The organism is Rhodococcus erythropolis R138 (assembly GCF_000696675.2).
In the GTDB taxonomy this organism is placed as follows: Bacteria; Actinomycetota; Actinomycetes; order Mycobacteriales; family Mycobacteriaceae; genus Rhodococcus_F; species Rhodococcus_F erythropolis.
Map to the genome: position 1 here is coordinate 5990174 of NZ_CP007255.1, position 18682 is coordinate 6008855.

Sequence of the window (18682 nt, forward strand, 5' to 3'; positions counted from 1 at the left end):
CGCATGATCGACGAGGGCGCTGCTCCCGAACGTTTCGCCCGCGGATGGCACTGCCTCGGACTTGCAACGGATTTCCACGACGGGAACCCACATCCGATCGAGGCCTTCGGCACCAAGCTTGTCGTATTTGCCGACAGCCAGGGCGAATTAAAGGTCCTCGATGCCTACTGCCGTCACATGGGCGGCGACCTCAGTCAGGGCACGGTCAAGGGCGATTCAGTCGCCTGCCCCTTCCACGACTGGCGTTGGGGCGGCAACGGCAAATGCACCGCGATCCCCTATGCACGCCGCGTTCCACCGCTTGCCCAAACCCGCGCCTGGACCACCCTCGAACAAGACGGACTGCTCTTCGTCTGGCATGACCCCGAAGGCAATCCGCCTCCGGCCGAAGTCGCCATACCGATAATCAAGACTCCGGACCACGAATGGACCGATTGGGTATGGAAGTCAATCGTCATCGACACCAACTGTCGAGAAATCGTCGACAACGTCGTGGACATGGCGCACTTCTTCTACGTGCACTTTTCGTTTCCCACTTACTTCAAGAACGTCTTCGAGGGGCATGTCGCCATCCAGGAGCAGAGCGGTATCAACCGCGACGACATCGTGACCTGGACGGATCCCGACGTGCCGAAGTTGGTCTCGAACTTCTCGGTGGCCGCCTATCACGGACCGTCGTTCATGATCGACGATCTGGTGTACCAGTACGAAACGTTCAAGGTGGATTCGGTTTTGATCAACTGCCACTATCCGGTCAGCCCGAACAAGTTTGTCCTGATGTACGGCATCACCGTCAAGAAGACCGAGGAACTTCCCGCCGGGATAGCGGACCAAACCGTTGACGCGATGATCGGTTACATCGGCGTCGGATTCGAGCAGGACATCGAGATCTGGAAGAACAAGACCCGCATCGACAACCCACTACTCTGCACCGAGGACGGTCCGGTCTACCAACTGAGGCGGTGGTACGAACAGTTCTACGTCGACGTCGCCGACGTCACGCCCGAGATGATCGATCGCTTCGAATTCGAGATGGACACAAGCAAACCCATCGAGGTGTGGAAACAGGAGGTTGCAGACAACCTCGCACGCCGTGCAGGAGCAGCGCAATGACCATGGAACCAGTGGACTGCGAGCGGTGTGGAACATATGTCCTCGTCGAGAAGAACAGCTGGCAACATACCTCGACTCAATGGCGATCGGATCCGCACAACGTGTGTTCGGAGTATCGCGAAGACAAGGCGTCGCCGAAAATTCGCACCGGAACTTGTTCGGCATTAAGAGATTCCATCAACCGAGCTGCAGTCGACGGGAGACTCACCGTTCCAGATTGACCTAGCGCGCGCCCACCGCATCCACCTCGTCGCCGGCCATCACAGCGGCCAGCTCTGATGCCAATGTTCCATTGCTCTCCACGACTACGGTGTCGCAGCCTTGCCACATTGCGGTTCTACGAAGGAGCTCAGCCAGACGCGGTGCAGTGTCGGCATCGGCGGTGGGCTCGGCCCAAGCAGCGCGCACGAGTAGCCGACGGCTCTGTCGGTCGTTCTTGAGATCGACTCGCGCGCAGATATTGTCGTCGATCAACACGGGGAGCACATAGTAGCCGTGAACCCGCTTGTGTGCGGGAGTATAGATCTCGATCCGGTAGTGAAAGTCGAAGAGCCGCAACGCTCGATCGCGCGCCCACACTACCGGATCGAAGGGCGACAACAGAGCCTCGGTTCGGATCGACCTTGGACGCTTTGCCTGTGGATCAATCCATACCTCGCGAGGCTTGCCACGACGCTCCCAGCCCTCGACGGAAACACTGCGTACATTGCCGGCGTCTTCGAGCTCACGCAAGGCAATTCGTGCCTCAGCGCTCGGCAGCCGAAAGTAGTCGGCGATATCGTCGAGCGTACCGAGTCCGTGGGCCTTCACACCACGCAGCACCAGCTCACGGATCGCGTCCGATCGATCGATCCTCGCATCGAGGATCTCGGGCGCGAGCATGTGTTCGGCAAGGCCGTATCGACGTTCGAATCCTGCGCGACCCGCCGATACCACTTCGCCCCAACGGAACAGAGTCTCCAGCCCGACTTTCACGTCCGACCACCCCCACCACGGGCCGCGGCGTGTATTCGCTTCATGCTCGACTTCGCTCGCCGCCATCGGACCGTTTTCACGCAGTTCGTTGCGCAACCAGTCGAGGAAGTCGCGCCGATCAGACGCCCATCCGTTCTTGTCGCTCAACGCTTTGTCACGAAACTGGTCCATGCGCCAACGAAAGAGCGGCCACATGTCCACCGGCAGGAACGTCGCTTCGTGTCCCCAGTATTCGAGGTACCCCGACTCCGGGGAGAAGGTCAGCTGATCAAGCCTGGACTTGTCGTACGCGCCCAGTCGCGCATAAACGGGCAGGTAGTGACTGCGTTCGAAAACGTTGACCGAGTCGATCTGCAAGACCTGCAGCCGGTCCATCACGCTGACCAGATTGCGCCGCGTCACCGTTGCCGGGTGTGATTTGCCGAACCCTTGAGCGGCGAGCGCTATTCGGCGGGCAGCTGCCAGAGACACGACTTCGCTCATAGCCGACCACACTACGCACGCCGTCCGACAAGTTTCAGGGCGGCGAGAAGTTCAGGGCGGCGAGAAGTTCAGGGCGGCGGAGCCGGGCGGCCGAAGAGAACTGCTGACATGAACGTCTGAAGTGTGGAGGCGTTTTCTGCTGCAACATCGAACTTCATCAGGCGTCCGATGTCGGGAACCAAGTTCAAAGCAGCGTGAACCAGGAACTTCGCCTCTATCGCCGAAAGGTCCGGACGAATTTCGCGAAGTATCCGCGCCCACTCGACCACGTACAGCTTCTGCCGATTCTTCAGATCGCTTCGATGTCCCGGCAGAAGGTTGTTCATCTCGGAAAAATAGACCGACATCAATTCATGTTGTGCAAACGACAACTCCACGTACATCGCCGACAGTGCGCGCAGCGCTTCCTCCGGCGACGTCGCAGACTCGAATACTGCTGCCGTCGCAAGGTCCAGACGGTCTGCCGCTCGATAGAACACCGCCCCGAGAAGTTCCGCTTTGCTCGGAAAGTAGCGGTACATCCCGGAAGCGTTCAAACCCGCAGCGGCTGCGATCTCTTCGATACTGACGTCGTGGTAACCGCGAGAATCGAAGAGCCGCACGGCTTCCTGCAGCAGACGTTCACGCTTGTTCGTCGTCACCGGTCGCGTCGACACAGTTTGCTCCGACCGCCGCGATGTAATTGCACTCCCACCGTGTTCGATCGACAGACAAGCGTCGAGAAGAACTTGCTCCATCCGACGTTGGGGCAGTATCAGATTGTGAGCGGTGATGCTGCCGATCACGCTGAACATCGCTGAGGTGAGGATGGTTTCGGCACGAGCACTCGCCGGCGGTTCGGAGCGTGAAAGATGCAGTGCAACTCGGTGATTGACAGCAGCTGCCTGAGCTCGGACCGATTTCCGATCGGCAGCGTCGAGAAACCGACTCTCCCACCGGTAGATCCCGGCTGTGCGCCGATTACGCACCGTCGTTCGGATCACAGCGAGCAAATCCTCGCGTAGGCGCTCCCGGTCAGTTGCATCGGCGGCGACGGAGACCGCATCGAGTGCACTCTCGAGCGCGTCGGTCAATTCCAGTGCCGCGTGGCGGAACATCGCATACTTGTTCGGAAAATGCCGATAGAGTGCCGAACCCGAAATACCTACGGACGACGCAATATCCTCGACGCCTACGGCAGGATATCCCCGTTCGCTGAACGCAATTGCAGCCGCAGCGGCGATCTTCGCCTTGCGGTCCTTCGGACGTCGCTTGACCGACTCCGATCCCGCCGCTCGAAGGATTACACGCGAGGTCTGTTCGTCAACTGTCTGCGCATCGACAGACTGCTGTCTCGGGCTCACTCGCGCACCCCCTCTCTCAGCCCCACCAGACACCAAACCGATCCTTTTGCGAATGAGCATAATCATAATCGCTGCGCGCCATCGGAAACTTTCGAGATTCCACTGTATCCACGTTCTATATACGCTGCTAGCTGCCCTAACTTTAGGTTGCCATCAACTGCATCGCCCGATCATCGATGCTGAAGCTCGAGAGAATTCTCGTTAACAAAGCCTTGCCCTGTGGTCGAAACCAGGGGTAGGGTCACCGCTCGAAGCGGCCCCTCCCTCCCCAATCGGGACATCGGACGACGGCTTCCGGAATTTCGATGAACTTAAGCCGAGGACACCACCCGCCAGAACTCATATTGCCACGTCAACGCGCTGACCGTCGCAGTTACACCGAAAACTCACCCGAGAATTTTCGTTCACATAATGCTTGCCACGTCACATATATGTGTGAGATGCTTCACAAGCAGTTCGCTCGACCGCCAGCGTCCGAACAGTTCGACTTTCGTGCTGAACCATGTTGATCTGCAAAGGAATTCAATTAGATGACGTACGAGCTACCAGCCCCGAAAGGCCCGGTACGAGACGTAGCGTTGCAGGGGGGCTATCTGATCGGATTCTCGGTGCAGGCACTGTTCGGCCTGTTCACGGCAATCCTCCGCAGGCGACTCTCGTTGCACGAGACGGTCACTCAGACGCTCTTCATCGGTCGCGTCAGCACTGGTCCGTCGCTGCTCCTCATGATTCCGATCGGTGTCTTCATCGCGGTGTCGGTCGGCGAACTGGCCGGCCGCATCGGTGCCGGTGGCTACTCGGGCGCCGTCGTGGCATTCATCATCGTCGGACAGGCCGCAGCACTGGTGTGCGCGTTGATGATGGCCGGTGTTGCCGGGTCGGCGATCTGCACCGATCTTGGTTCGCGAAAGATTCGCGAAGAGATCGATGCCATGGAAGTGATGGGCATCGATGTGATCGAACGCCTGGTAGCTCCGAGATTGGTTGCGGCAGTGATCGTCTCCCTCGCACTGTGCTCGATGGTGACCTTCGGCGGAGTGATCGCGTGCTATCTGTACCACATCTACGTGCAGCATCTTCCGGCCGGAACGTTCATGGCAACGTTCAGCCAATACGGTCGATCGTCCGACTTCGTCATGGCTTTGGTGAAAGCCGCGATCTTCGGCCTCGCTTCGACTTTGGTGGCCACTTTCAAAGGTCTCCATGCAAAAGGCGGCCCCCGCGGCGTTGCCGACGCAGTCAACGAGGCCGTCGTCATTGCGTTCGCGCTCGTCTTCATCGTGAACACAGTGTTGTCCGCGTTGTACACCGTAATCGTCCCGGCAGTCGGTGAATTCTGATGTCGCTCGTCGATCTCCGTGTTCGAGCCCGTCAAGCGAGCAGACCCCTGCGAACCGCAGGTGACGGCCTCGTCTCCCTCGGTCAGCACGTCACTTTCTACGTCCGCACCATCGCATCGATCCCTTTTGCGCTCACCAAGTACCGCAAGCACGTACTCGGTCAGATCAGCGAGGTCAGCTTCGGCACGAGCTCCTTGCTGTCCGGCGGCGGCACCATCGGGATCGTCTTCGCGATGTCGCTCGCCGCGGCAATGATGTTGGGCGTCGAGACTCACCGGGGCCTCGAACTCGTCGGGATGACCTCGCTCTCGGGCATGCTGTCTGCGGTCGCGAACACCCGTGAGCTTGCCCCTGTTGTCGTCGCTATCGCGTTGGCTGCCAAGGTCGGAACGGGTTTCACTGCCCAGATCGGGGCTATGCGCATCTCGGACGAGATCGACGCCCTCGACTCGATGGCGATCAGATCCATCCCCTTCCTCGCGGGTACGCGGGTGATCGCTGCCATGATCTGCGTCATCCCGATCTACATGATCGGGCTGCTCGCCAGTTACCTGTCGACCCGACTGGTCGTCGTGTTCTTCAACGGTGCATCGGCAGGTACTTACGACTACTTCTTCCATCTGGCGATCTCGCCGCAGGATCTCCTGTACTCGGGCCTCAAGGCCGTGGTGTTCGCCGCTGTTGTCGCGCTGGTTCACTGCGCGTACGGCTACTATGCCTCCGGTGGTCCGGCCGGCGTCGGGCAGGCTGCCGGGCGCGCGCTTCGGACTGCGATCCTCGCGATCGGAATCCTCGACGTACTGATGACTTTCGCGCTGTGGGGCCTCGTGCCCCAGATCCCGGGAATGGGGGTCTGAGCCGTGGACAGACTCACTACACACACAAAGATCGTGTACGCCCTTCGCGGCGCGATCGCCGTAGTGGTAGCCGTCGCCGCCGCTGTGACAATGGTTTTACGCGGTTCTGGAAACCTCGAGCAGAGCACCGACATCTTCGTCGCTGTTCCAGCCACAGCCGGTCTCATCAGCGGTGAAGCTCCGGTGCGGTACCACGGCGTCAACGTCGGCCGAATCGGCGAAATCGAATCAGGCACGGCCGAATCCGTTGTGCAGTTGCAGATTCAGACCGATGACGCGTCGAAGATTCCCGCCGACGTGGTGGCCCGCGTCGTTCCGCGAACGTTCTTCGGCGACATCTACATGCAGCTCGTGGACAGTCCGAATGAGCAGGGCCAGACGACTCTGTCGGACGGAGACGAGATCCACATGGACGACGGTCCCGAAGCCGTTGCGCTCTACGACGTGTACACCAAGTTGGTGGGCGTCCTCACCGCCATGCAGCCCGAGAAGCTGCAGACAGCCCTGACTGCGCTGGGCCAGGCACTCGACGGAAACGGAGCCGAGATCGGTACCACGATAGACAATCTCAGTGCCGCGTCCGGCGTACTGACACCCGCCGCACACCAATTCCTCGAATCGACACCCGAATTCAAGTCGGTCGTCGACGCGTTGGACCGCGCGACCCCCGACATTCTCGATACCTTGGCAGCCGCCACAACCGTCTCGAACAACATGGTCGCCAACAGAGCGAATCTCGAGTCCTCGATCGGCGCGGCCGCAGTCTTCGCCGCTACCGTCGACGATTTTGTCGTGGAGAACAACCGAAACATCATCACTGTGATCGATTCCGCCGGAAAGATACTCGCAACCACCGCGGCCAATCCCGGAGGACTGCGTTCCACCCTCGCCAATGCCAGTACGTTCGGCGCCGCGGGCGCGCGGGTCTTCGCCACCGGTAAGTTCGACATCACAGCAGTTGCCACGTTCGCCGAACCGCTCCCATACACGGGCGATGATTGCCCGCAGTACGGGGACTCGCGCGGCGCGCAGTGTTCAGGCTCCAACCTGACGCCTGCACAACCCGTCAGTGCCCCGGTCGTGGGCGGCGAAGCCGAAGCGGCCACGCTGCGCTACCTCGAAGATCAGCTACTGGGCGGATCGCCGGAACGCTCGGACACCCCAAATACGGCAACAACACTGATGTTGGGGCCGATGGTCAGAGGCAATGAGGTGACCGTCCCGTGAAGGTCCGTCCTGGCCAGGTAATTCGGTTGTCACTCTTCTGTCTCACCGGCGTCGCTTGTGCGTCGTTCGTGGCGAACACGTTGTCGGTCCCGGTTCGCGGAAGCACCGATTCGTATTCGTTCGAGTTCACCGATGTCGAAGGCCTCAACCCGGGTAACCCGGTCACGATGTCCGGTGTGCGTATCGGCCGCGTGGACTCAGTTGCGTTTGCCGACAACGGCGGCGGCACGAGCAAGGCGATCGTCGACGTCGAAATCGAGTCGCAATATTCCCTCGAGTCGGATGTCCGTGCCGCCGTGCGCTACGGCGACATGCTCGGTGCTCGATATCTGGCACTGACGCAGGACGACAGCGCGACAACGGTATCCGCACGACAGCTCGAACCAGGTGACACGATACCGCTGGCGCAGACAACACCGCCGATCAACTTGACGGCACTGATGAACGGGTTCAAACCGTTGTTCGCCGCGCTGCAGCCCGAGCAGGTGAACACGCTCACGCGAAGTTTTATCGAAACCTTCAACGGCCAGGGCCAGGCGATGACCACCCTCCTCGACCAGATCGCGACCATGAGCTCCGGCCTTGTCGACCGTCAGGACGTCTTCGCACAACTACTCACGAACATGAACACTCTTCTCACCTCCGTCGACGAACGTCAACCCGAATTGGTCGGTCTGCTGGACGGTTTGAACGATCTGAGTACTTCCGTCGTCGGGCAGAACGATCAACTGGTCTCGCTCTTGGATCAGGGAAACCGAACTGTCTCGTCGTTGGCTCAGATCATGGCCGGGTCGAACGGCGCATTCGGTCAGACCGTGCAACAACTCGAAAGTGTCACCGGGAGTTGGATTGCGAGCACCGACGAGTTCAACAGACTTCTCGCCAACCTTCCCCAGTTCGCCGACGCCGCCAACCGGATCGGAAGTTACGGAAGTTTCATCAGCCTGTATCTGTGCAATTTCACTTTGAAGGCAGGCGACATGGAAGCCAACATCTTCGGTCCGACACATTCGCCGGTGTGCTCATGATGTTCCTGGTCAAGCTGATCGACGTGTTCGTCGGCATCATGCTCTTCCTGTTAAAAGGGGATCGCCGTCGCAGCGGTAGCGGCACCGCTCTCGCCCTGGGTAGTCTCGGAATCTTCGTTCTGGTGGTGGGACTCGGCGCCGCCTTGGGCATTCCGAAGCTCTGGTACAACGTACGCACGTCGGCATACACAGCGGAGTTGGCCAATGCCAGCGGGCTTTCCGACACCGATCCGGTTTACGTGGCCGGGGTTCCCGCGGGCCGAGTGGATTCGATCGACCTTGCCGGCGACCACGTCGTCGTCAACTTCCGCTTGGACAAGGACCAGCCTTTGGGAAACCAGAGCACGGCGACTGTCAGGCTCAAGACGGTCCTTGGCAAGCGCTACCTGGAGATCGTGCCGGCCGGAGTCGTCGACGACTCCGATGCGCGGGTCATCCCGCTCTCCCGCACAACCGTGCCGTACAGCCTCGACGACGTCAGCAGTGATGCCACCACTGCGGCTACCGGCGTCGACCTACAGGCGATGGAGTCCATGATGAACACCCTTTCGCAGGTGATTCCAACTGATTCCGATCAGGTGGGCCGGGCTCTGGCCGGAATCAGCGGCGCCTCGGCGGCTTTCGCGCAGAACAGTGAACAGATCGACCAGATTCTCATCATGTCCCGCGAGCTGTCGGACATGGCTGCGGCACAAACCGATTCGATAGTCGGTACTGCGGCCAATGCTCAGACGATCGTTCGTACTCTTGCGATGCGCAAGGACGCACTGACTCAGCTGGTCGACAACCTGACAATCATCATCTCGAAGCTCTCCACCACTTTCGTCGATCGTCAGGACGAGTTCGGAGCCATGACCGACAACCTCGTCGAGGTCACCACCACGCTGAAGAACAACGCAGATCAGATCGACCTGCTGTTGACTCGTCTTCCTTCCGCGCTGCGTTCGGTCACCGATTCCACCGGCACCGGCAATTGGACCGACGTCAACGCGCCGGCCGCCGTGATCCCGGACAATCTGCTCTGCGCGCTCGGCATCATGGAGGGCTGCAAGTGAATACACGAAAAGCCGTCACGGCCATGCTGGTCGTGACCCTGGCGATTGCACTCCCCGGTTGGTACATCTTCGGACGAACGGATCAGTCCAAGACCGTCTACGCCGATTTCAGCTATGTCGGCGGAATCTACGAGGGAAGCAAGGTCACCGTCCTCGGAGTCGGCGTCGGGACGGTCACGTCGGTGGAACCTCGCGGAACTTCTGTTCGAGTAGCGATGTCGATGCCCAACTCCGTGGACCTGCCCGCCGACGCCTCGGCCTATGTCCTCAATCCATCGGTGATCAGCGATCGCCACATCGAACTCGGCCCGGCTTACACCGGCGGAGAGACGCTGAAAGACGGCGACCAGATTCCGATCGAACGTGCCCACTCCCCCATAGATTTCGACGGCTTGAGGGGAAGCGTCAGCACTTTGGCCGACGCATTTGCCGGGGATGGGGGCAATCTCGGCGATCTCGTGAGCCGCGGCGCTGCCGGGTGGCAGGGCCAGGGCGATCAATTCAACACCGCAATTCGCAACCTCAGCACGGCAACCGGAGTTGTCGGCGCTCGGGCGGAAGACATCGGTGCCCTTGTCGACAATCTCAACACCTTGATGAATGCTCTGGACGCACGGCAGGTCAGCCTCGACGAACTTGTCGGTGACCTCGGCACATTGGGCGATCAGTGGGCGAACCAGAACATGGACATCTCACAGCCTCTGCAGGATCTGCAGGTGGTCTTCGACCAGTTGAACAGTTTCATGACAACTCACGGCGATGATGTCGGTGCCATAGCCGACAACGTGCGAGTTCTCGGTGACACTCTGGCTGCCAAAGAACCCGGCCTCGCTGAGTTCATGGACCTGGTGCCGTTGATGATGCAGAACCTCTCCCAGACAATCGGTCCTGATCAGCGCGGGCGCATTCGGCTCAACGTCTCGACTGCATTGACTCAGTTCGCGGTTGCGAAACCGCTGTGCGACACCTACAAGTTGCCGATCTGTACCGGAGCCGGGTTCACGAATCCGATTTCCTTCCCCCTCAGCACTTCTGATCCGCTCGGAATCGCCTCCGCGATTTCCGGCGGAGCCGTCCCCGGAGGTAGCAATTGACGCGGCAATCGGTTCGAGTAATCGCCGGTATCGTGATCATCGGTGTGGGTTCTGTGGCCGTGTTCGCCTTCGGCGGCTGTAGCGCAGGCATTCAAGACCTACCCCTGGGTCGTTCGGCCGACGGTGATGCGTACAACGTGGCGCTGCAGCTGGCCGGCGCCGACGGCCTGGTGTTGGGGGCAGACGTCCGCAGCGGCCAGAAAGTCATCGGCCGAGTATCCGCGCTGTCCGCCGACGTCGTCGGAGCCGATGTGACGCTGAGTCTGGACGCCGCGACGCCGTTGCCGGACAACGTCGAAGCATCCGTCGAACTCCCGTCCGCACTGGGCAACCCGTTCATCAGACTATTGGTGCCGGAGGTTCCGTCCGGCTCGATGCTCAGCGACGGCGACACAATTCCGGAGTCTCGCACCGAGATCGGTCCGCAGGTCGAAAGTGCGCTTGCCACGCTCGGTACGGTTCTGACCGGAAGCGGCATCGATCAACTCGACACCGTGGTGCGCGAGCTGAACACCGCGTTTTCCGGGCGCTCCGGTGAAGTTCGTTCTCTGACCGACACCCTGACCTCGCTCATGGCAGAGGCAAGCAGTCACCGCATCGAGTTCGACGAGGCCGTCGACCTCGCTGCCCGGGTCTCCTCCCAACTGGCCGGCCAACGCGACGTCGTCGACAACTACCTCGATTCCGTTCCACAGGTGGTGTCGATTCTCGTGGGACAGAAGGATCAGATTGCAAGCCTGTTGAACTCGACCGTTCAGCTCGCCACCAACGCAAACACCATCCTCGACTCGTCACCCGACGGCCTCGACGCGACGCTGCACGATGCGTCGACCGTTGTCGGGACTCTGGATTCGTTCAACTCGGAGATCGGTCAGACACTGGCGAATATGAACGGATTGCTCGAGAACTTCACCAGTGCAGTCCAAGGTGACTACCTCGTTTTCGACGGCGCCCTGGATATTCCGGGAACGATCGACAAGCTCTGGAGCGGCGGGATGGCCGGTCAATCGATCGCACCGGCGGGAACTCTCACCGATCTACTTCAGGGAGGTCTGCGTTGAGTCGCCTTGCGCTTGTTCAACTTGTCCTGTTCGCTCTGATCGCTGCTGTGGTAATCCCTTTCGGAATCGTCTACGTGGTCGGCCCTCAGGGTTTCGGTGGCCAAATCCGGCTGCACGCCAACATGTCCGACGCCTTCGGGCTGACCAAGGGCACGGTCGTCACGTATCGCGGCGTACAGGTGGGGAAAGTGAGTGAAGTCGAACTCGACGCAGGCACCCGCTCGGCTCGGGTGGAACTCTCACTCAACGACAACACCGAGATACCTACCGACAGCGTCGCCAAGGTGACGATGGGGACCGCAGCCGGAATTCAGAATGTCGACATCTATCCCAACACAGACCACGGCCCGTATCTTCGGGACGGCGACGAAATCGCCATGCCCGCGGATCAGCAACCGGTCCAGATGAGCCAGTTGATGCTTCAGGCGTCCGGTGTCCTGGAAGGGATTGATCCGCAAGCGATCAGCGACATCGGGACCGAACTGGGAAATTCGTTCAACGGGCTCGGCCCGAGCTTGGCGACGATGATCGACAACGGTAGGACCATGTCCGCGCAGTTGAACGACCAGTCGGCCGAACTCGCCGCGCTGCTGTCGCGAACCTCCACGTTGGTGGACTCCATGGCGACACAATCGGATTCGTTCGTCCGAGGAATGGCAGCTGCCAAGAACTTCACCGAACAACTCGAATCCAACGCTCCGGTACTGATCTACCTCACCGATCATTCGCCCGCCGCCCTGAACAGCGCTCAACAGTTGTTCGACAAGTACCACAACACTTTCGGAGCGGTCCTGGCCAATCTCGTCACTGTCGCACCGATCATCTCCGACCGCACAGACGCCCTCGAAACCGGACTTGTCACGATTCCTGAAGGTCTCGCCAAACTGGCATCCATCGTCAAAGGCGATCGCGCCGACTTTGCCTTGGTTGCCACACAGGGGCCGGTCTGTAACTACGACACCCCTCGGCGTGAGGTCGGCGATCTGTCTCCCACCAGTCCAAGTCTGGCGATGTACTGTCCCCCCGCCGACGACCTCGTCCAACGCGGAGCACAGAATGCTCCCCGCCCGAACGACCTCGGATTGCAGAACTCGACGGTCCCCGGTACGCCGATCGGACCGCCCGTCGTCGCAGATCCGATTCTCGTCCCGACCGGAGTCGACGCCCTGAACTACTGGAGATTGATGTTGGAAGGACTGGGAAATGGCACACGGTGACAACGCACTACTCGACGAGGCTGAAGCCGAGGTGGCCGAACATCCGACTTCTCCGTCGCTACTTCGCCGCCTTAAGGAGCCACGCAACGCACTGATCTCACTCTTAGCGGTAGCGCTGGTCGCAGCATTGGTGGTGCTCGGATTCCAGATGTACTCGGCGAATCAGGCAGACACGCTGCGGCAGGAGGCTTTGGACACCGCGCGGGATTACTCGACCATCATGTCCTCCTTCGACTATCAGAACCTCGATGCCAACAAAGACAGCATCGCCTCGATGTCGACCGACGAGTTTGCCGGCACCTACCGAACGATGGTCGATTCACTGCGCGAAGTCGTCGCCGGGGGGCAAGGCCAGGCGAGCGCAACGGCGACAGACGTCGGCATCGAATCGCTGGACAATTCGTCGGCCAAGGTGCTCGTGTTCGTCGACCAACAAGCGAAGAATGTCGCAGCGCCAGAGGGAAACACACAGAAGTACCGCATGGTCGTGTCCCTGGTCCGCTCGGACGACCGGTGGCTCGTGAGCAACGTCGAGACCAAGTAACTCACCACGCGCGGAGGAAGATCCATGCCCACTCACTACCTGGATTCGGAAAAGTCCGAGTCGTCTCTTCGGACCGATCAGACACGCATCACCATCACGGCGGAGCGTAGGCGGTGGGCACGTAAACCCGCACACATCACCGACGCACTCGATTTCTGGTCGTTCGCCGGAGCCGCTGCCAACGTCATCCTGCAACTCGGTTGGCCCGAGGTGGCGTACGGCGTCATGGAGAGCAAGGTCGAATCTGGTGCTCTGACAGCGCATCCGTGGAAGCGCGCACGAACCACAACGCAGTACCTGACGGTCGCGATCCTGGGCAACGCGGAAGAGCGAAAGGCCTACTGCGAGGCCGTGAATTCGGTACACCGACATGTGAAGTCGGATGCGAACAGCCCGGTCAAGTACAACGCCTTCAATCGCGAACTCCAATTATGGGTTGCTGCTTGCCTGTTCATCGGTTTCGAAGACAGTCATCAGTTGTTGCACGGCAAGATGTCGGAAGAACAGGCGGAGTCGTTCTATCAGTCCGCATCAACTTTGGGAACGACACTGCAGGTCACCGAAGAGATGTGGCCGGCCACACGCGCAGATTTCGAGCGCTACTGGAACCTCGGTTGCGAACGCGTCGTGATCGACGAACGCACCAAGCAGTATCTGATCGACCTGGTCAATCTACAGATGATCGCTTGGCCGATACGCCTGGTATTCCGAAACTTGTTGCGGTTCCTGACGGTCGGATTCCTTCCACCGATCTACCGCGACCAACTCGACCTCGAGTGGACCGAAGACGACCGCCGCCGGTTCGAACACCTCTTCATTTTCGTGTCGTTCGTCAACAGGTTCATCCCACGCTCCGTTCGTCAGGCCGGCAACACCATACAGATGCGCGACATTCGTCGTCGGATTAAGACGAGCAAGAATCTCGTCTGAGCCAGCAGCGCGTAATTCGTTTTCAATTCTGCTGCCCCACAGGTAAATCGGGGCGGTCGGTCGACAATAGATCGCGGTTCGACACAGCCTCCTGTGTGACCAGAACTGGGGCCGGAAAATCGACAAAACCGGCCGATCGAGCGCCACATTCGCCACATACCGACGCCATCGAGACGCATTTTTAGTGACTTGCATCACACTTTATCTCGATTATGTAACGTCGAGAGAGGTGGCATATCGCCACGCGACCTGGGAAAACACTCTTTGATGCATTTCTGTTGCACAAACATGCGTCGACACGCCGACCCGTGACCAATCCGTAATCATCTCTTATGGTTGGTGACAGCCCGATCAACCGGGCATTACCGAATCGCCACCGCCCGTCCCACCCCGCGGTTCGGACTCGACAACATTCCTAGTGGTGGGAGCGGAGCTGAGACGGTCACCGTCCTCCGTCGGCGGGACTCGAGAGGATTTACCAAAAATGACCAAGACCACCGTTACCCGTGCCCTTGCCTCTGTCGCCGCAGCCGGAGCCCTCGCAGCCGGAGCCCTCGGACTGAGCGCCGGCACCGCGTCCGCAGCCACCCACGACTGGTCGGGTGTCGCAGAATGCGAATCTTCGGGCAACTGGGCCGCGAACACCGGAAACGGCTACTACGGCGGGCTCCAGTTCAGCCAGAGCACGTGGGAAGCCTACGGCGGAGCCGGCAGTGCCGCCAACGCCAGCCAGGCAGAACAGGTCCGCGTCGCGGAAAACGTCCTTGCCGGTCAGGGTGCCGGCGCGTGGCCCGTTTGCGGCCAGTACCTCCGCTGATCCCAGCTCACATACTGCGTCGCTGCCCGGCGTTCGTCGAGAATTCGACGGACCCCGGGCAGCGTCGTACACCGATACCTATTTCCCACCACCACTACTATTGAAAGATGTTACAGCGGTGCGTGATCCGTCGGGATGCCGCGGAGCGAGCGAGGTATATCGACTCGCCTTCCGATCCCCCATCATCCCGCGAAGAATTGTCGACAACCTTTGGAGCATCCTTCTGAACCGGTTGCGAGAACTGACCGGCGCAGCCGTAGACGCGTACGGGATGGGCTCCTTGCGCACGTAGTGCTCCATAACCCCAGTTTAGCCGTGTTTCGATGCCGAAATGCTCGAATACGGCGATGCCTCGCGGCCCTCATGGTGCCCGAACAAATCGATCCGGCGCACTCGATGGCCCATCCTTGACCAGTCGTGCAAACCGGTCGGGTAAATCGCGTGGCCCGAACACTTCTCGACCACTGTGTGACAGAAGGCGGTCAACGCTCCACCAATCGAAGTGCTCGACCAGCTCGGCGGCCAGCGCTTCGCGCCCCAACGACCCACAGGGCTCGAATGCGGCCGCTACCGGCACGAGGAAGTAGTCGTTGATCGCACCGTCCCAACCCGGCAAGATCGTCAGATCACGGATCTCCTCATGCCACACATGGGTGACGGCGCCGTAGTCACGCAAGCCGATCTCCTCGTCCAATTCGCGCGCGAGCGCCTCGGACGGGGTTTCATCTCCTTCCAAGCCTCCGCCCGGAGGACACCAGACCGTCAGCCCGCCCCCGGGTGCGATGAATCGGTAGAGCAGAAGACGGGACTGGCCGTCAACGACCAATCCCCTGGCCGAGTGCCTCAGACGCATGAGTGCCACTGTAAGTCAGCAGGTCAGGCCACAACGGCCAACTCCGGCAGTCCGGCAACCACAACCGCGAGGTTGTAACCCGACATCCGCAGTTCTCCGTTGTCCCCGGTTCTCGCGTACTCCGCATGACCGAAAGCCCGCTCGTGCTTGACACCGTCCGGGGTGATCCCCTCGGCCGTGGACAATCGGTGGAACTCGGTGCGCGTCGGATCGCCACCGAAACGGCCGAACCCCGCGATACTGTCGCCTTCCGCTTTCATGACGTAGACGTGGCGGTCGGCGATACCGAGGTCCGACTCCACCTTGGCCCGCACGCCGGGTGAACCGTAGAACACCACGTCGTCGACCGCTGCGCTTGCCCCGCGTTGCAGCGCAAGAGAAGTCGCAAGCGATCCGTAGGAGTGACCCAACGCGGTGATATGGACTCGGTCGTTGACCGACGCAGCACGAAGACCGTGAAAGAAGCTACCCAATGCGTCGGCGGCTATGCCTGCTTTGGACGATCGACTTACGTCGAAGCTGGCCCGACCGATGTCGAACTTTCCCGGCCCGATCACCTGTGGCGCGTCGTATCCGATCCAGGCGATGGTGGCCACGCTCTCCTTTCGGCCGGCCAGTTCGAGTTGGCGCATCGCCTCGGCTCGTAATCGTGTTGCCTCGCCGACCATTCCGCGCATCGAGTCCTTGACGTTGGTGTTCAGTCCGGGAATCGTCACGGAGATGTGATCCGCTGTGTCCGGATCACCGATCGCGATTGCCGCGAAGCCGCGTTCACCCGAGCGCATGTCCATGAGCAGTAACCGTCGACAAGGTTCGGCGCGAAACAACTCGTCGAGCGCGTCCAGATCCTCGAGTTTGCGTTCGGCGTACCACTGGCCCGCCCCTGTGTTACTCAGTCTGCCGCCGAAGAACTCACGGTGGAGTTCTTGCGAGATTCGGACTGAATCATCTTGCAGCCGTGCTCGTTCCGATTGAATTCGATCGAGATTGGCAGGACTGCGAACCGCAGAAGGAATTCCGTCGAGGTTGGCGATCAGGCCGGGTGCATGACGCAACATCTGACGCTGCCGATCAGGGCTGAACGCTCGCCACTCCTCCCCCACACGCACAGCTTTGTCACGGAGGTCGGTGCCGACCTGAGACCGCAGAGACAACGCATGATGAAGATCCGCGCTGACCAGCAGTGCCTCACCGATCAGTTCTCGCACCGCGACCTCGAGCAACTGGGCATGCACGTGGAGCGGGTGGCCGTCGGCGATGGGCGCAACGGCAGAGACCGTTCCGTCCTGACGAATATGCAAGTCGTCGGCGACGGCCTCTTTGCGCAGCGTATCCAGCCGTCGCCGGATGTCGCGGACACGATGAGCGACCAGAACGCCCTCCAGCCCAGCTGACAGCTGATCCAACGGTTCGACGTCCCATACGTCGATATCTGTGAGATCCACTCGGGTCAGGACGAACGAGCAGCGATCCGCGCCTGTACTTCCGGACGACGCAACGGCGGGACGGTCTGAGGTGGCTGTCTGCGAGGCGGCAATGCGCTGAGCAGGCGCGTCGTCGTTTCGGTCACCTCACGCACCGCCTGTTCGAAGGCGTCTCGGTTCGCGTCGGACACCTTGGCTATTCCACTCACCTTACGTACGTATTGGCGAGAGGCGGCCTCGATCTCCTCGGGCGTAGCAGCGGGCTCGAGTCCACGAAGTTCAGTGATGTTTCGGCACATAATTCGACGATAACCCTGCTCACCGACGCCGTCACGGTTCGATACACCAATGTATCCAAACTGCCACGCAGATCCGGGCATCACGGTAGTTTCAGTGAAATTCCCCAGTGACTGGAAGTAGCCACTAACTCATGGACTCTGCACTCACCTCCGTCGGCCTACCCGCCGCACTCGCCATCATCATGTTCGGCCTCGGGCTTTCCCTGACGGTCGGAGATTTCGCCCGCGTGGCAAAAGCGCCGAAGGCCGTTTCGATCGCCCTGATCTGTCAGTTGTTGTTGCTCCCGGCCGCGGCCTTCGGATTGGTCACGTTGTTCGACCTCGACCCACTGCTCGCGGTCGGCATGATGCTCCTCGCCGCATCACCGGGCGGCACGACGGCAAACCTGTTCAGCCATCTGTTCCGCGGCGATGTTGCTCTCAATGTGACACTGACTGCGGTCAATTCGGTGATAGCGGTGGTCACTCTCCCCCTGATCACCAACTTCGCGTTGGGTTACTTCGAACCCGAGGACGCGGACGGCACCCTCGGGCTTCAGTTCACGAAGGTGCTTCAGGTCTTTGCCGTCGTATTGATTCCTGTCGCCCTCGGAATGTGGGTTCGGTTGCGCTCGAGCGCCTTTGCCGAGCGGATGGACAAGCCCGTCCGCATCGGATCCGCGGTGGTTCTGGCACTGGTGATCGTCGGAACGGTTGTTTCCGAGCGCGAGAACATCGCGGACTATCTCGTCGACATCGGCGTCGTCGCTGCCTTGTTCTGCCTACTGAGCCTCTCGATCGGTTACGTCGTTCCCCGGATATTCGGCATCGAGGATCGTCAGGCAATCGCCAGTTCCATGGAAATCGGCATCCACAACAGCACGTTGGCGATCACCATCGCCGTCAGCCTCCTCGGCAACGTGCAATTGGCAGTGCCGGCTGCGGTGTACGGCGTTCTCATGTTCCCGCTCGCCGCCGCCTTCGGCGCAACGATCACCCGCAAGTCACGGACAATGGCCGAAATCGACTAATATCAGGCGGTT

At 60.4% G+C, this 18682-nt stretch carries 17 protein-coding genes and 1 pseudogene; 13 read left to right on the plus strand and 5 right to left on the minus strand.

Translation table 11 applies throughout. The features are described 5' to 3' along the window. Nucleotides 1-3: 3 nt before the first annotated feature. The gene (locus H351_RS27455; protein ID WP_051636572.1) at nucleotides 4-1113 is read left to right on the plus strand and encodes a 3-ketosteroid-9-alpha-monooxygenase, oxygenase component; all 1110 of its coding nucleotides are present in this window, start codon (nucleotides 4-6) and stop codon (nucleotides 1111-1113) included. Nucleotides 1114-1335: 222 nt separating this feature from the next. On the opposite strand, the gene H351_RS27460 is transcribed toward H351_RS27455, so the two are convergent. Both H351_RS27460 and H351_RS27465 read right to left on the minus strand, forming a co-directional pair. Further along, nucleotides 1336-2571, minus strand: coding sequence for a winged helix-turn-helix domain-containing protein (locus H351_RS27460; RefSeq protein WP_029254505.1), 1236 nt, complete (start codon nucleotides 2569-2571; stop codon nucleotides 1336-1338). Nucleotides 2572-2639: 68 nt separating this feature from the next. Then, nucleotides 2640-3914, minus strand: a complete 1275-nt coding sequence (locus tag H351_RS27465; protein WP_029254504.1) for a TetR/AcrR family transcriptional regulator — start codon at nucleotides 3912-3914, stop codon at nucleotides 2640-2642. A 530-nt stretch (nucleotides 3915-4444) separates the two neighbouring features. Between H351_RS27465 and H351_RS27470 the strand changes: the two genes are divergently transcribed. From H351_RS27470 to H351_RS27520, 11 genes and pseudogenes are all read left to right on the plus strand, one after another. Beyond that, on the plus strand, nucleotides 4445-5254 hold the full coding sequence (locus H351_RS27470) for an MlaE family ABC transporter permease (protein ID WP_019746964.1): 810 nt from the start codon (nucleotides 4445-4447) through the stop codon (nucleotides 5252-5254). Further along, the gene (locus H351_RS27475) at nucleotides 5254-6111 is read left to right on the plus strand and encodes an MlaE family ABC transporter permease (protein WP_029254503.1); all 858 of its coding nucleotides are present in this window, start codon (nucleotides 5254-5256) and stop codon (nucleotides 6109-6111) included. Before H351_RS27470 ends, H351_RS27475 begins: the two co-directional genes overlap by 1 nt. Nucleotides 6112-6144: 33 nt before the next feature. Continuing rightward, on the plus strand, nucleotides 6145-7338 hold the full coding sequence (locus H351_RS27480; protein ID WP_244891407.1) for an MCE family protein: 1194 nt from the start codon (nucleotides 6145-6147) through the stop codon (nucleotides 7336-7338). After that, complete coding sequence (locus H351_RS27485; RefSeq protein ID WP_029254501.1) at nucleotides 7335-8366, plus strand: MCE family protein; 1032 nt, start codon at nucleotides 7335-7337, stop codon at nucleotides 8364-8366. The genes H351_RS27480 and H351_RS27485 overlap by 4 nt, the downstream gene beginning before the upstream one ends. After that, on the plus strand, nucleotides 8366-9421 hold the full coding sequence (locus H351_RS27490) for an MCE family protein (protein WP_029254500.1): 1056 nt from the start codon (nucleotides 8366-8368) through the stop codon (nucleotides 9419-9421). Before H351_RS27485 ends, H351_RS27490 begins: the two co-directional genes overlap by 1 nt. Continuing rightward, complete coding sequence (locus H351_RS27495) at nucleotides 9418-10515, plus strand: MCE family protein (protein ID WP_029254499.1); 1098 nt, start codon at nucleotides 9418-9420, stop codon at nucleotides 10513-10515. The genes H351_RS27490 and H351_RS27495 overlap by 4 nt, the downstream gene beginning before the upstream one ends. Beyond that, nucleotides 10512-11576 (plus strand): MCE family protein, encoded by a 1065-nt coding sequence (locus H351_RS27500; RefSeq protein WP_029254498.1) that lies wholly within the window; start codon nucleotides 10512-10514, stop codon nucleotides 11574-11576. Before H351_RS27495 ends, H351_RS27500 begins: the two co-directional genes overlap by 4 nt. Continuing rightward, the gene (locus tag H351_RS27505) at nucleotides 11573-12793 is read left to right on the plus strand and encodes an MlaD family protein (RefSeq protein WP_029254497.1); all 1221 of its coding nucleotides are present in this window, start codon (nucleotides 11573-11575) and stop codon (nucleotides 12791-12793) included. Before H351_RS27500 ends, H351_RS27505 begins: the two co-directional genes overlap by 4 nt. Next, nucleotides 12780-13337, plus strand: coding sequence for a hypothetical protein (locus tag H351_RS27510; RefSeq protein WP_029254496.1), 558 nt, complete (start codon nucleotides 12780-12782; stop codon nucleotides 13335-13337). The genes H351_RS27505 and H351_RS27510 overlap by 14 nt, the downstream gene beginning before the upstream one ends. A gap of 24 nt (nucleotides 13338-13361) precedes the next feature. Then, nucleotides 13362-14267, plus strand: coding sequence for an oxygenase MpaB family protein (locus tag H351_RS27515; RefSeq protein ID WP_029254495.1), 906 nt, complete (start codon nucleotides 13362-13364; stop codon nucleotides 14265-14267). Between the two features lie 484 nt (nucleotides 14268-14751). Further along, nucleotides 14752-15078 (plus strand): annotated as a pseudogene (locus H351_RS27520) (transglycosylase family protein); the annotation flags it as partial. Between the two features lie 367 nt (nucleotides 15079-15445). On the opposite strand, the gene H351_RS27525 reads toward H351_RS27520, so the two are convergent. Genes H351_RS27525 through H351_RS27535 form a run of 3 tightly spaced genes read right to left on the minus strand, consistent with a single transcriptional unit; the run spans nucleotide 15446 to nucleotide 17660 of the window. After that, nucleotides 15446-15937, minus strand: a complete 492-nt coding sequence (locus H351_RS27525; RefSeq protein WP_081051204.1) for an NUDIX domain-containing protein — start codon at nucleotides 15935-15937, stop codon at nucleotides 15446-15448. 23 nt (nucleotides 15938-15960) lie between these two features. After that, entirely contained in the window at nucleotides 15961-17382 is a 1422-nt protein-coding gene (locus H351_RS27530; RefSeq protein ID WP_029254493.1) for an alpha/beta hydrolase, read from the minus strand. 5 nt (nucleotides 17383-17387) lie between these two features. Beyond that, nucleotides 17388-17660, minus strand: a complete 273-nt coding sequence (locus H351_RS27535) for a DUF2277 domain-containing protein (RefSeq protein ID WP_003945457.1) — start codon at nucleotides 17658-17660, stop codon at nucleotides 17388-17390. Between the two features lie 131 nt (nucleotides 17661-17791). Between H351_RS27535 and H351_RS27540 the strand changes: the two genes are divergently transcribed. Continuing rightward, entirely contained in the window at nucleotides 17792-18670 is an 879-nt protein-coding gene (locus H351_RS27540) for a bile acid:sodium symporter family protein (protein ID WP_029254492.1), read from the plus strand. Nucleotides 18671-18682 lie beyond the last annotated feature (12 nt).